Origin of the sequence: Bradyrhizobium sp. AZCC 1578 (genome assembly GCF_036924675.1) — a bacterium.
Lineage (GTDB): Bacteria > Pseudomonadota > Alphaproteobacteria > Rhizobiales > Xanthobacteraceae > Bradyrhizobium.
In genome coordinates this window covers 1762823-1775559 of the sequence record NZ_JAZHRZ010000001.1, presented here as the reverse complement: position 1 = coordinate 1775559, position 12737 = coordinate 1762823, and the positions used below count along the sequence as shown (strand labels likewise).

Sequence of the window (12737 nt, the reverse complement as noted above, 5' to 3'; positions counted from 1 at the left end):
TTCTTGGCGGCGTGGGGCTGATCCGGGGTCCATGCTCGGCCCGTTAGGTCCCGCGTCTTCGGAGCAGCGCTACCGGACGATGCTTCGCATCGCCTGGGCTGTACCGCGTCCGGGACACGGAGGCTGATTCAAGGGAGAACCGTCAGGCGCTCAATCCTGCGCCGCCGGCTTGGTCGCGAACTGCGGAAACATCGCCGCGACGACGGGGCCGTCGGTGCGCCAGGAGTGGCAGCCGCCGATGAAGAATGGGCGCTTGCCGGAGTTCTGCTGGTTCTCCAGCGTGTCGCGGCCTTCCGGATTCTTGCCGTAGGACATGGTCTGATACAGCGTGGTCACGGCGGGGCCCAGCAGTTCCGCCAGATGCGTGCAGGTTTCCAGCCGGCTGATCTTGCGCCGCACCGTTTCGCGCCAGCCGGGGCCGATGCGCTCGCCGATCAGGCGCTGCAAGATCGGCTCGACCTCGAGACAGGTCGGATAGGGCGTGGCGCGCATCATCGCTTCTGCCTCGCGGATGGTCATGTCCTCGTCGATCGCCAGCCGCAGGCCAATATCGTGCACGGGATCACCCGGCTTCAGTTCGCCGCGGAAACGATCGGCGCGCTGGACGAAGGGTTTTGTGTCGCGCAGCCAGGCCTCGACTTCCCAGAGCCCGTCGTTCCGCAGAAAGCCTTCGCATTCGACCGATCGCGTGTGCATCAGGCGACGCGATGGCTTGCCGTTCTCCAGAGACATCATTCCGTATCCCGCTTCGACGCGTCGCTTCAGTCGAATTTCACGATCATCTTGCCGAGCGCCGATCGCGACTGCATGGTCTTGAACGCCTCGCGGAAATTCTCGAACGGCACGATCTTGCCGACCACGGGCTGCAATTTTCCCGACGCCAGCCAGTCGAACAATTGCGCTATCAGGCGGGTGTGCGTCTCCGGCTCGCGCTTCTGGATCTGGGCGAGGTCGACGCCGAGCAGCGCGCCGCCCTTGAGCAGCGGCAGGTTGAACGCCAGCGCTGGAATGGTGCCGGAGGCGAATCCGACGACGAGGTGCCGCCCGCGCCAGGCGATCGAGCGGAACGCCTGCAGCGATACTTCGCCGCCGACGGGATCGAAAATGACATCCGGGCCATGCCCGCCGGTCAGTCCCTTCAGCGTCTCCCGCCAATCCGCCTGGGTGTAGTCGATGGTCTGATCGGCGCCGTGACGAACCGCGAAGTCGCGCTTTTCCGGCGTTGAGGCCGCGGCAATCACCCGCGCGCCCATCAGTCTGCCGATCTGGACGGCGGCGATGCCGACGCCGCCGGCCGCGCCCAGCACCAGTAATATCTCGCCTTCGCGCAGCGACGCACGGGCATCCAGCGCGTAGAGCCCGGTTAGATAGTTGGCTTGAAACGACGCGCCAGCCTCGAACGGAACTTGCGGCGGCAGGTGCTGGAGCGCCGCAGACGGCACCGAGATATATTCGGCGAGCGCGCCGGAACGGGCCATGCCGATCACCGGCATGCCCGGCTTGAACGCGCCGATATTGTCGGCGACGGCATCAACCGTTCCGGCAAACTCCATTCCCGGCACGAACGGCAGCGGGTCCTTCGTCTGATAAAGGCCCTGCACCTTCAAGCCATCGACGAAGCCGACTGCCGCGGCGCCGATCCTGACGCGGACTTCGCCCGCGGCGAGGCCGGGCGTATCGATCTCCTTGATCGAGATACCGTCGATCGAATTGTAGTTCTCGACAACGACTGCCTTCATGCAAATTCTTTCATGCATTTTCTCTTCATGTCCCAAGACCTTGCGCCGGTGTCTTGAGGTGATGCGGATACTTGAGGTGAACTCTATTCGGCTGCTTCGGCCTGCCGGTCGATCGCCAGCGCGCCTTGCTTGATGAGTGGAATCAAGTCGCGGCCGATCGCTATCGTGTCGTGCGGATTCTCGAAACCGCGCAGCAGGAAGGAATGAATGCCGAGCCGGTAATATTCCAGCACTGCTGCCGCGATCTGCTCGGGTGTTCCAACCAGGCATGACGTATTGCCGGGCGCGCCGGTGGCACGCGCAATCCCCATCCATAGCCGCTCGTCATGGACGTCGCCACGCGCGGCGTAGCCGAGCAGGCGTTCGGCGGAATGATTGGTCGGCTGCGGCGCGGCACCGGTCTTGCGCTCGACATCCTCCAGCAGCGCGTTCGCCTTGTCCCACGCCGCGCCTTCGCTGTCCGCCATGATCGGCCGCAGCGACATGTTGAAGCCGACGCTGCGCCCAAAGGCGGCTGCTCGGCGGCGGAAATCCTGCAGCCGTTCCCGCGTTTCTTTCAGCGGCTCGCCGAAAATCGCGAACACGTCGCAATGTTTGGCGCCCATCTCCAGCGCGCCCTCCGACGAGCCGCCGAAAAACAGCGGAGGGAAGGGCTGCTGGTAGGGCTTGATATCGGAGAAACCGCCCTCGACGCGGTAGAACTCGCCCCTGTGATCGATCGGGCTGTCGCTGGTCCAGAGTTTTTGCATCACCTCCAGATATTCGCCGGCGCGGCGATAGCGGTCATTCTTGGGCAGGAAATCGCCTTCGCTCGCCTGATCCGCATCGCTGGTGCCGGCGATGATATGCAGCGCCATCCGGCCCTGCGTGAGCTGGTCGAAGGTTGCGACCTGCCGCGCGGCCAGCGCGGGGGCCACCGAGCCCGGCCGGTGTGCGATCAGGAACTTAATCCGCTCGGTGTGGTCGGCTGCATAGAGCGCAATCGCAAAGCCTTCGGCGGCGGAGGCGTAATAGCCGACAAGAACGGAATCATAGTTCCACTGCTCATGCAGCCGGGTGAAGTCGATCACCCATTGGCGGGAAATCTGTCCCTTGATCAGGTGAATCGCGACGCCCTCCTGCTGGGTGCCGATCATTCCGATGATTCTTGCGGGCATGGACGTTTCCCCGGTCGCTGATGTTTGACCGGAATGAAACGCGCAAGGCCAAGGGAAAGCAAGCGTTTAGGACCGTTCCGTTACGCGTCGTGTTCACGGCTGGCATCCGCTGCCGCCATCGCTTCACCATGCCGGCGTGACAGCGCCGAGGTAATGTTGCGCTCGGTCAGGTCCATCAGGCGATGCATCGCACGCCGCGCGCCGTCGGGATTGCGCGCCCAGATCTCGTCGAGGATGACGCGGTGATAGGGCAGGCTCTTGCGCGGCGCGCCCGGGTTCAGCGTCGAGAGATCGAACGACATCCGCAGCGCCGCCTCGACGGTGGCGCCGAAGGCGACCAGAAAGTCGTTGCCGGTCGCCGTCAGGATGCCGCGATGGAAGCGTAGATCAGGTTCGGAATAGGCGCGGCTGTCCATTCCAGCGGCATCCATCTCCCGGTAAGCCCGTTCGATCCGGGCGAGGTCGGCGTCCGAGCCGCGCTCGGCGCAGATCGCGCAAGCCTCAGGTTCGACGATCCGGCGCACCTGAGTGAGTTGGCGGGCGAACTCTTCCGTCGGACGCAGCGCCCATGTCCATTCCAGAAGCTCTGCATCCAGCATGTTCCAATTGATCCGCTCGCGGACATGGGTGCCGGCCTTCTGCCGCGCCGCAATCAAGCCCTTTGCCTTGAGGATGGACAGCGATTCCCGGATCGAGGTGCGGCTGACGCTGAATTGCGACGCGAGCTCGATCTCGCGCGGCAGCGTGCTTCCCTCCTGCCACGTGCCGGAGACGATGAGCTTGGCGATTTCCCGCGCGACGTGGGTGTTGGACTGACGGAGTTCGACGTCCCTGGGCAATCGTGGACCCTCAAGCTTTGAAACAATATTGTCTGCTTTATTGCGATGCGATGTCAATTCATACCGTAAAAATAGTGTACGCGAGAGAAGCCTCCTTTTGACAGTACATTTTATGTCGGTCATATTGTCCAAAAAGACCGTCAGGGAGGGTACCATGACCAAGAAGAATTCGAGCCATAAATCCGCGGGCTTCAACCGCCGAGCGCTGATTCAGGCCGGCGCCGCCACCCTCGGCGCGGCCGCATTTCCGCTGCCGGCCATTGCACAAACAAAACCGTTTGCCGGCGTCACGCTGCGCGGCGCGTCCTTTCAGCACCGCTTTTTCACGCTGCTGCAGAACTACATCCCGGAGTTCGAGGCGCAGACCGGCATGAAGGTTGATCTGCAACTCTCGGCGTTTCCAGTCTACAACCAGCAGGCCAATCTCGAATTGTCATCGGGCGGCTCGGCGTTCGATTTCGTCAACGTCACCTTCATCCTGGCCGCGCGCTGGGTGGCGGCCGGCTTGCTCGCCAATCTCGACGAATTCACCACTGATCCAAATCTGACGCCGGCGGAATGGAATCCGAAGGATTTCGTCGAGGGCGCGCAGGTGCCGTACCGCGACGCCAAGGGCGCCACCTACGGCTATTCCTGGGAAGGCGGGGCTATGGTGATGGGCCTGTCGCGCATGGACCTGATGGAGAAAAAGGGCCTCAAGGTTCCGAAGACCTTTGCCGAATTGCAGCAGGTCTGCGCCGAGATCAACGGCACCGAGAACGTCAACGGCATCGTCAGCTTCCAGCTCCATCACTGGTGCCTGCCGCCCTATATCCAGGGTTTTGGCGGCAACATCTTCCGCAAGCCGCCTGCCGACATCATGCCGACGCTGAACTCGCCGGAGGCGATCAAGGCCATTGAATATTACGCGAACCTTCTGAAGAACTACGCGCCGAAGGGCGTACTCACCTATACCGAGGATCAGGCGCGGCAATCCCACATGACCGGCCGCTCCAACATCTTCATTCATTCCAGCGCCTGGATTACGCCGATCCTGCTCTCGAACGACAGCAAGGTGAAAGACACCTCCCGCGTCGTCAGGATGCCCGCCGGGCCTGTGCACGACTACCCGGCCGCCAACAGCCAGGGTCTCGGCATTCCCAAGAACGCCAAGAACAAGAAAGCGGCGTGGGAATTCATCAAATGGGCGCTCAGCCCCGAAATCTCGATGCGGCTGGTCAAGGAGCACGGCCATTCCTCGGTCTGCCGCAGATCCGTGATCGAGAGCGAGGAATACCGCAAGCTGAACACGGTCAACGGCCAGGACCTCGGCGCGCTCTATCTCGAAGTGCTGGGGCTGCCGGCCAAGGGCGAGAACTACATGGCCTATCGCACGGTGAAGGAGTTCCCGATCGTTGGCGATGTCCTCAACAAGGCGTTCGAACAGGTGGCTACCGGGCAGCTCGCAGCCCAGGCTGCGATGAACGCAGCGCAGGAGCAGGCGGTCGCCAATCTCCGCCGCGCCGGGACCGCGCTTTGAGCGGAGAAGGACTGGTCGACGCCGAGCGCCGCCGCTTCAATCGCATCGCGCTGGCGCCGAGCCTGATCGTGTTGTTCGTGATCGCAGGCTTGCCTGCGATCTATCTTGTCGTGACCAGCCTGACGCCGTTCCAACTGGTCAATCCGGGATCGTCGACCGATTTCTCTTCGCCCTTGCGGAACTATCTCCTGCTCCCCGGCGATCCGCGCTTCGTCAATTCGCTATGGGTGCAGGCCAAGCTGTCGTTCTGGGGCGTGCTGTTGCAGGTCCTGCTCGGCATGCTGTTGGCACTATTGCTGCACACGCAGTCGCGCGTCGTGGAATTCGCCCGCACCCTGTTCCTGATTCCGATGGTGCTGCCGCCGATCGTCGTGGCGATCATCTGGAAGCTGATTTACACGCCCGACATCAGCCCGCTTTATTACGCTGCAGGCCTGCTTAACGTGACCATGCCGTCGCTGACTTCGAGCGTCGATTTCGCGCTGACCGCGATCATCATCGCCGACACATGGGAATGGATGCCCTTCACCTTCCTGATGGTATTGGCCGCGCTGCAGACCATTCCGGAGGAATTTTCCGAAGCCGCCCTGGTCGATGGCGCCAACCGGCTGCAGATCTTCTTCTACATCACGCTGCCCTTCATCACGCCGATCCTGGTCATATCGGGCATGTTTCGCCTGATCGACAGCGTCAAGGCATTTCCGCTGGTGTTCCTCCTGACCGGCGGCGGGCCGGGCAGCGTCACCGAGGTGACCAACTATTATGCCTATCTGCTCGCATTCGACTTCAACGAAATCGGCTATTCCAGTTCGGTCACGATCGTAATGCTGCTGCTCGTCGTCGCGGTCAGCCTCGGTGTGGTGTGGATGGGCCGCCGCCGCGAGGCCATGGCATGAGTGGAGGCAAGAGTGGCCCGGTCCGCCGTTCGGCCAGCCCGCGCCGGCTCGTTGCGATCGGCGTGACGCTCATCATGCTGCTGTCGCCGTTCCTCTGGCTCTTGCAGATGAGCTTCAAGTCCAACGACCTGATCCTGCAGTTTCCGCCGCCCTTGATCTTCACGCCGACGCTGCAAAATTATGCGTCGCTCTGGCAAGGCGCGTTCGCGGCCTCCTTTGTCAACAGCCTGATGAGCGCGTCATTCTCCACGGCGCTGGCGCTCGTTCTCGGGGTGCCCGCGGCCTACGCGTTGTCGCGATGGGCGGGGCGGGGAAAGCACGCGCTGAGCTTCGCCATCCTGGTAACGCGGATGGCGCCGCCGATCGCATTCACGATTCCGTTCTTTCTGTTCTATCGCTGGATCGGGCTGCTCGACACCGTCACCGGTCTGGTGCTGGTCTACACCAGTTTCAACCTGCCGCTGGTGATCTGGATGATGCAGCCGTTTTTTGAAACCGTACCGTCGTCGCTGGAAGAGGCGGCGCTGGTCGACGGCGCGTCGACCCGGGTCGTCTTCCTCCAGATCGTGCTGCCGATGGTCGCGCCCGGCATCGCCGCCACCGCGATCCTGTGCTTCCTCTACGCCTGGAACGACTTCTTCTTTGCGCTGATCCTGACGCGGACCAACGCGCGCACCGCGCCGGTCGCCGTGGTCAATTTCATGAACTACGAGGGATGGGAGTGGGGCAAGATCGCCGCGGGCGGCTCGCTGGTGATGGCGCCGGTCCTGATTTTCTCGCTCGCCGTGCGCCGCTATCTGGTGAGCGGGCTGACGGCGGGCGCCGTGAAAGGGTGAGAGCGATGCGGCTTCCGACCGGTGCTTCACGATTTGTATTCATCTTTGCCCATCCGGCCGGCCATGTCGGCGCGCCCCGCCACTACACGCCTTACTTCCAGGGCAATGGGCTGGACTGGCACATGGTGCCGCTCGACATCGCGCCGGAACATCTTTCTGAGACGATCCGCACGCTCGTCAAATCGCCGAGCGTCGCCGGCTTCAATCTCACGATGCCGCACAAGCCGGCTGCGTTCGAGCTGTGCGATGCGGTCGGGCCGGCCGCAGAGTTCGAAGGCGTCGTCAACACGATCCGGATCGAGGCCGGTGGACGGCTGGTCGGCGAATCCTTCGATGGCGGCGGTTTCCTGAATGCGGCGCGCGAGGAGGGGATATTCGATCCCGACCGCCGCTGCGTCGTGATCGGGGCGGGGGGAGCCGGCCGCGCGATCTGTCACGCGCTGGCTGCCGCAGGCGTGAGGCGGCTGCAAATCCTGAACGAAACGCCAGGCCCGGTCGAAATCCTCGCCCAAAAACTCCGCAGCCGCTTCGCCGATCTTGAGATCCGCCTAGACGAAAGATTCGATGACGCTGGCCTCTTGGTCAACGCCACCTCGCTTGGGCTTCGCGAGACGGACGCCCTGCCGATGAATCCCGCGAGGCTGCCGGATGATTGCGCCGTATTCGATATCATTGCCGCCCGCCGGACCGAGTTCATGCAAGCCTGCGCCGCGCGCGGCCTGAAGGTGGTCGATGGCGTCGCGATGATCAAACACCAGCTTCCCTTGCAGACTGCATTCTGGCGCGGCGAAGCGTGAATAAGGCCGAGCGGAAACCGAGTTCCCAATCAATCCGGGAGCATTCAGTGAATTGCTGCGCTCACAATTAAGGTAGGCGCAAAGGTAGGCGCAGGGTGGACCCAAGGCGCTCGCTGAAACCTCCCGCAAGGCGGAATCGGCCTTGCGTCCGCTTGTTCGGGCTGTAATGGATACGGCTGAACCATGTCCTCACCTATATCCAGAAGAAGAGATCGATGAGCCAACTGATTGTCCGTGCCGGCGAATTTACTTTCCAGGCCCGCTTCGAGGAGCAACTGGCGCCGAAGACGGTCGCCGCCTTTCGCAAGGCGATGCCGTTCGAGAGCCAGGCGATCCACGTCCGCTGGAGCGGCGAGGGTGTCTGGATGCCGCTTGGCGATCTCGATTTCGGCGTCTCCTACGAGAACCACACCAGCTATCCCGCGCCCGGCCAGATCATCCTTTATCCCGGCGGCATCAGCGAGACCGAAATCCTGCTGGCCTATGGCGGCGTGCACTTTGCGAGCAAGATGGGCCAGCTCGCCGGCAACCACTTCATCACCCTGACTTCGGGGCTCGAGAACCTGACCGCGTTCGGCAAGTCCGTGCTGTGGAAGGGCGCGCAGAAGATCCGCTTCGAGGAAGTCTGATCATGGCGGCGCCGGCTTATCCGCGCGACTTTCACGGCTACGGGCGCAATCCGCCCGATCCGAAGTGGCCGGGCAATGCGCGGGTTGCGGTGCAGTTCGTGGTCAATTTCGAGGAAGGCGGCGAGAACAATGTTCTCGACGGCGATCGCGCTTCCGAGGCTTTTTTGTCCGACGTGCTGGGTGCGCAGCCCTGGCCCGGACAGCGCCATGCCAACATCGAATCGATGTTCGAATATGGCTCGCGCGCCGGCTTCTGGCGGCTGTGGCGGGCTTTCACCGAGCGCAATTTGCCGGTCACCGTGTTCGGCGTTGCGAAGGCGTTGCAGCGAAATCCCGACGTGGTTGCTGCCATGAAGCAGGCCGGCTGGGACATCGCCAGCCACAGCCTGCGATGGATCGAGCACAAGGACATGTCGGAGAACGAGGAGCGCACCGAGATCGCAGCCGCAATCCGCGTCCACACCGAGGCGACCGGCGCCCGCCCGCTCGGCTGGTACACCGGGCGCTCCTCGATCAACACCTTAAGGCTGCTGATGGAGGCCGGCGGCCTGGTTTATCTCAGCGACTCCTATGCCGACGACCTGCCGTACTGGATCAAGTCGCGCGGCTCAAAGCCCCATCTGGTCATCCCCTATACGCTCGACGCCAACGACATGCGCTTTGTCAACGCGCAGGGCTTTGGCGGCGGCGATGAATTCTTCACCTACCTCAAGGACAGTTTTGACGTTCTTTATGCGGAAGGTGAGCGCGCGCCGAAGATGATGTCGGTCGGCCTGCATTGCCGGGTCGTCGGCCGCCCCGGCCGCGCGGCGGCGCTGATGCGGTTTCTCGACTACATCGGAAGCCACGAGCGCGTCTGGGTGCCGACGCGGCTGCAGATCGCGCAGCACTGGCACGCCAATCTGTCGCATCTTGCCGATAGCGCTTTCGATATCGGATAGGCCGGCACCGATGTTGAAGAAGCTTTCCGATCTAAACCATTGCAGCAAGGATGATTTCGTCGCGGCGCTCGCCAATATTTTCGAGCATTCGCCGTGGGTGGCCGAAGCGGCAGCCGTGCTGCGGCCGTTTGCAGGCATCGGCGCGCTGTTTGCGGCAATGACGGCTGCGGTCGACCGCGCGGCGGACGAAGCGCTGATGACGCTGATCCGGGCGCATCCCGACCTCGCCAACAAGACCCAGCGCGCCACGGGCCTCACCGCGGAATCCTCCGCTGAGCAGGACAGCGTCGGCCTCGATCGGCTGTCGGATGCCGAATATGAAGCCTTCCAGCGCGCCAACAGCGCCTATCGCGCCAAGTTCGGCTTTCCCTATATCGTTTGCGTCCGCCGCCATACCCGCGATTCCATTCTTCGCGATTTCAAGCGCCGTCTGCCGAACGACGCGAAAGCCGAGATGCGGACGTCGATTGCTGAAATTTGCCGGATTGCGGCGCTGCGCCTCGACCAGCTTGTGGCTTCCGGGGATCGGCTGCCGGTGCATGGCCGCCTGTCGACCCATGTGCTGGATACGCACTGCGGCAGGCCCGCGGCGGGGATATCGATCGAGCTCACCGAACTGTCCGATTTAGGGCAGAGTCGCGTCGTGACGCGCGCCGTGACCAACAGCGACGGCCGCACCGATCAGCCATTGATCGGCGGCCGGCCAGTGCCGCTCGGCCGCTATGAACTCATGTTCCGCGTCGGTGACTATTTTGCCGGCCGCAATGTGCCGACCTCCGATCCGCCGTTTCTCGATCGAATTCCCTTGCACTTCTCGGTGAGCGATCCCGAAGGCCATCTCCATGTGCCGCTGCTCGTGACGCCGTGGAGCTATGCGACCTACCGCGGGAGCTAGTGCCCACCCTACAGTTTACCTCACTAATGCGTCGCCGTTGCCGCCGCCGCTGCGGCATCCGCTTCCGCTGCAGACTTGCCGCCGACGCCGTTGAAGAATGCATTCAGCGTCACCGCGACCAGCGCGCTGAGCAGGATGCCGGACTCCAGCAGCGGGTGCAGGTCGTGCGGCAGGTTCTTGAAGAAATTCGGCGAGACCAGCGGGATCATGCCGAACCCGACCGAGATAGCCACCACGAACAGATTATGGCGGTTGTTCTTGAAATCGACCGCGGTAAGGATGCGCGCGCCGGTGGCCGCCACCATGCCGAACATCACGAGCCCGGCGCCGCCGAGCACCACCAGCGGCACCGCCTCGACCAGCGCCGCCATCTTTGGCACCAGCCCCAGCAGCAGCAGAATGCCGCCGCCGGCGATGGTCACCCAGCGCGAGCGCACCCCGGTGACGCCGACCAGCCCGACGTTCTGCGAGAACGACGTGTAGGGAAAGGTGTTGAACAGTCCACCCAGGAACGTGCCGACGCCATCGGCACGTAGCCCGCGGGTCAGCGCGTCGCGGTCGACGGTCTTGCCGGTGATTTCGGCAAGTGCCAGGAACATGCCGAGCGATTCGATCATCACCACAATCATCACGATGCACATGGTGATGATTGGGACGAGCTGAAATTTCGGCAGCCCGAAATGCAGCGGCAGCACGATCGCAGCCCATGGCGCCGCGGCAACTTTTTCGAAATGCATGACGCCGAGCAGGGCGGCGAGGATCGCGCCAGCGACGATGCCGAGCAGCACTGCGACATTGGCGACGAAACCGGAGCCCCATTTGATCAGGCCGAGGATGACGAGCAGCACGAACAATGCAATGCCGAGGCCTTGTAACTGGCCGTAGCCGGGATTGGGGAACGCGCCCGGCACGCCATCGACGATCTTGGTCAAGGTCGGCAGGCCGCCGCCGGCCCAGTTGATGCCGACCCGCATCAGCGAAATGCCGATCACCAGGATGATGGTCCCGGTGACGACGGGGGGAAACAGCGGCAACAGCCGGCTGATGAACGGCGCAGCAAGTGTGGCGAAAATTCCGGCTGCGATCACCGAGCCATAAATGCCGAGCAACCCGATGTCGGGCGCGGCGGCCATCGCCAGCATCGGGCTGACGGAAGCAAAGGTGACGCCCATCATGACCGGCAGTCGGATACCGACGCCGGGAAAGCCGATGCATTGCACCAGGGTGGCGATCCCGCAGGCGAACAGATCCGCGCTGATCAGGAAGGCAACGTCTTCCGGCGGCAGCTTCAGTGCTCGGCCGATGATCAGCGGCACGGCAACCGCGCCGGCATACATCACCAGCACGTGCTGCAGGCCGAGCGCCAGCAGGCGCGGCGTCGGCAGAACTTGGTCGACTGGATGGACTTCGCTGCTCATGTTCGGACTCCCCCTGATGCGGGCCGCTCGGCCCGTCTTAACCGATACAAGGCTCGTGCCAGAAGCTGTCCCCTAAAGCCTTGTCCCTAAAGCCTTGCTCTGTGGCACGAAGGTTGCTCAATATCCGAGCTTACCGGGCGATCGAAATCGCCGCAAATTCTCCACCTGAACGGGAGGCCCTTTGCATGCCGTTGATCAAGAACCGATACGGAAAGGGCCGCGTCCGGGTCATGCGTATTCATCGGGACGGTGATCGCCATGAGGTCAGCCAGCTCAGCATCAAGGCAATGATGGAAGGCGACTTTGCCCGTGCCTATACCCATGCCGACAATTCCACATCGGTGGCGACCGACACCATCAAGAACATCGTCAATGTCGTTGCACGCGAGAATGCTGGCCTTTGCACCGAGGAATTCTGCCAGGTGCTGGCGAAGCGATATCTCGACACCTATCCGCAGATTGCCTCGGTTGCCATCACCGCGCATGAGACCAAATGGCGCCGCCTGAGTTTTGGCGGCAAGCCGCATCCCCACAGCTTTGTGCTCGACAATAACGGCAGGCCGTTTGTCGAGGTCGCGGCCGCGCGGGGCGGGCCGTCGACACTGGAATCCGGCATCGACGGGTTCTCCTTCATGAAGTCGACGCAGTCCGGCTGGGAGAACTATCCGCGGGATCGCTACACCACGTTGCCGGAGACCGCCGACCGGATGTGCGCGACCAGCATGGTCGCGTCCTGGAAATGGTCGGGCAAGCCGTCGAACTATCCGGCGGCGAATGCGAAGATTACGGATACCGTGCTCGAAGTGTTCAGCACGACCTACAGCATGAGCGTTCAGGACAGCCTGTACCGGATGGGCGAGGCGGCGCTGGCGGCGGTGCCCGAGATCTCGGAAATCAGCATGGCCTGCCCCAACATGCACTTCATCCCGATGAACCTGTCGGCTTTCGGGTTGGATAACAATAACGACGTTTTCCTGCCGACCGACGAGCCCCATGGCCAGATTGAGTGCACAGTGGGAAGGGGGTAAAAGGCACCCCACAATGTCGGAAGGCTCCGCTCGCGGCGCGCTT

Annotated in this window: 13 protein-coding genes; 8 read left to right on the top strand and 5 right to left on the bottom strand. The window is 62.9% G+C overall.

The window, feature by feature from the left end:
• Window positions 1-150: 150 nt before the first annotated feature.
• From V1290_RS08915 to V1290_RS08900, 4 genes are all read right to left on the bottom strand, one after another.
• Complete coding sequence (locus tag V1290_RS08915) at window positions 151-735, bottom strand: DUF2889 domain-containing protein (RefSeq protein ID WP_334364055.1); 585 nt, start codon at window positions 733-735, stop codon at window positions 151-153.
• 26 nt (window positions 736-761) lie between these two features.
• Window positions 762-1739 carry an NADPH:quinone oxidoreductase family protein gene (locus V1290_RS08910; RefSeq protein WP_334364054.1) on the bottom strand — a complete coding sequence of 326 codons (978 nt, stop codon included), beginning with the start codon at window positions 1737-1739 and terminating at the stop codon, window positions 762-764.
• Window positions 1740-1822: 83 nt separating this feature from the next.
• Window positions 1823-2896, bottom strand: coding sequence for an LLM class flavin-dependent oxidoreductase (locus tag V1290_RS08905; protein WP_334364053.1), 1074 nt, complete (start codon window positions 2894-2896; stop codon window positions 1823-1825).
• 80 nt (window positions 2897-2976) lie between these two features.
• The gene (locus V1290_RS08900; RefSeq protein WP_334364052.1) at window positions 2977-3735 is read right to left on the bottom strand and encodes a FadR/GntR family transcriptional regulator; all 759 of its coding nucleotides are present in this window, start codon (window positions 3733-3735) and stop codon (window positions 2977-2979) included.
• Window positions 3736-3889: 154 nt separating this feature from the next.
• Between V1290_RS08900 and V1290_RS08895 the strand changes: the two genes are divergently transcribed.
• The 7 genes from V1290_RS08895 (at window position 3890) to uraD (ending at window position 10248) form a co-directional block, all read left to right on the top strand.
• Complete coding sequence (locus tag V1290_RS08895) at window positions 3890-5254, top strand: ABC transporter substrate-binding protein (protein ID WP_334364051.1); 1365 nt, start codon at window positions 3890-3892, stop codon at window positions 5252-5254.
• A complete protein-coding gene (locus tag V1290_RS08890; RefSeq protein WP_334364050.1) occupies window positions 5251-6150 on the top strand; it encodes a carbohydrate ABC transporter permease in 900 nt (299 codons plus the stop codon). Before V1290_RS08895 ends, V1290_RS08890 begins: the two co-directional genes overlap by 4 nt.
• Window positions 6147-6986, top strand: coding sequence for a carbohydrate ABC transporter permease (locus V1290_RS08885; protein WP_334364049.1), 840 nt, complete (start codon window positions 6147-6149; stop codon window positions 6984-6986). The genes V1290_RS08890 and V1290_RS08885 overlap by 4 nt, the downstream gene beginning before the upstream one ends.
• 5 nt (window positions 6987-6991) lie before the next feature.
• Window positions 6992-7783: a shikimate dehydrogenase family protein gene (locus tag V1290_RS08880; RefSeq protein WP_334364048.1), complete on the top strand. Its 792-nt coding sequence runs from the start codon at window positions 6992-6994 to the stop codon at window positions 7781-7783.
• A gap of 215 nt (window positions 7784-7998) precedes the next feature.
• Complete coding sequence (locus V1290_RS08875; RefSeq protein WP_334364047.1) at window positions 7999-8412, top strand: DUF3830 family protein; 414 nt, start codon at window positions 7999-8001, stop codon at window positions 8410-8412.
• Between the two features lie 2 nt (window positions 8413-8414).
• Window positions 8415-9353, top strand: a complete 939-nt coding sequence (puuE, locus tag V1290_RS08870; protein ID WP_334364046.1) for an allantoinase PuuE — start codon at window positions 8415-8417, stop codon at window positions 9351-9353.
• Window positions 9354-9363: 10 nt separating this feature from the next.
• Window positions 9364-10248, top strand: a complete 885-nt coding sequence (gene uraD, locus V1290_RS08865; RefSeq protein WP_334364045.1) for a 2-oxo-4-hydroxy-4-carboxy-5-ureidoimidazoline decarboxylase — start codon at window positions 9364-9366, stop codon at window positions 10246-10248.
• Between the two features lie 23 nt (window positions 10249-10271).
• On the opposite strand, the gene V1290_RS08860 is transcribed toward uraD, so the two are convergent.
• On the bottom strand, window positions 10272-11666 hold the full coding sequence (locus V1290_RS08860; RefSeq protein ID WP_334364044.1) for a nucleobase:cation symporter-2 family protein: 1395 nt from the start codon (window positions 11664-11666) through the stop codon (window positions 10272-10274).
• Between the two features lie 185 nt (window positions 11667-11851).
• On the opposite strand from V1290_RS08860, the gene pucL reads away from it, so the two are divergent.
• Window positions 11852-12694, top strand: a complete 843-nt coding sequence (gene pucL, locus V1290_RS08855) for a factor-independent urate hydroxylase (protein WP_334364043.1) — start codon at window positions 11852-11854, stop codon at window positions 12692-12694.
• Window positions 12695-12737: the final 43 nt, after the last annotated feature.

Bases quoted from the DNA above. Each gene is read 5' to 3' on its own strand.
- uraD (WP_334364045.1), top strand. From the start codon at position 9,364: ATGTTGAAGAAGCTTTCCGATCTAAACCATTGCAGCAAGGATGATTTC.
- V1290_RS08875 (WP_334364047.1), top strand. From the start codon at position 7,999: ATGAGCCAACTGATTGTCCGTGCCGGCGAATTTACTTTCCAGGCCCGC.
- pucL (WP_334364043.1), top strand. From the start codon at position 11,852: ATGCCGTTGATCAAGAACCGATACGGAAAGGGCCGCGTCCGGGTCATG.
- V1290_RS08910 (WP_334364054.1), bottom strand. From the start codon at position 1,739: ATGAAGGCAGTCGTTGTCGAGAACTACAATTCGATCGACGGTATCTCG.
- V1290_RS08895 (WP_334364051.1), top strand. From the start codon at position 3,890: ATGACCAAGAAGAATTCGAGCCATAAATCCGCGGGCTTCAACCGCCGA.
- V1290_RS08880 (WP_334364048.1), top strand. From the start codon at position 6,992: ATGCGGCTTCCGACCGGTGCTTCACGATTTGTATTCATCTTTGCCCAT.
- V1290_RS08915 (WP_334364055.1), bottom strand. From the start codon at position 735: ATGATGTCTCTGGAGAACGGCAAGCCATCGCGTCGCCTGATGCACACG.
- V1290_RS08885 (WP_334364049.1), top strand. From the start codon at position 6,147: ATGAGTGGAGGCAAGAGTGGCCCGGTCCGCCGTTCGGCCAGCCCGCGC.
- V1290_RS08860 (WP_334364044.1), bottom strand. From the start codon at position 11,666: ATGAGCAGCGAAGTCCATCCAGTCGACCAAGTTCTGCCGACGCCGCGC.
- puuE (WP_334364046.1), top strand. From the start codon at position 8,415: ATGGCGGCGCCGGCTTATCCGCGCGACTTTCACGGCTACGGGCGCAAT.
- V1290_RS08905 (WP_334364053.1), bottom strand. From the start codon at position 2,896: ATGCCCGCAAGAATCATCGGAATGATCGGCACCCAGCAGGAGGGCGTC.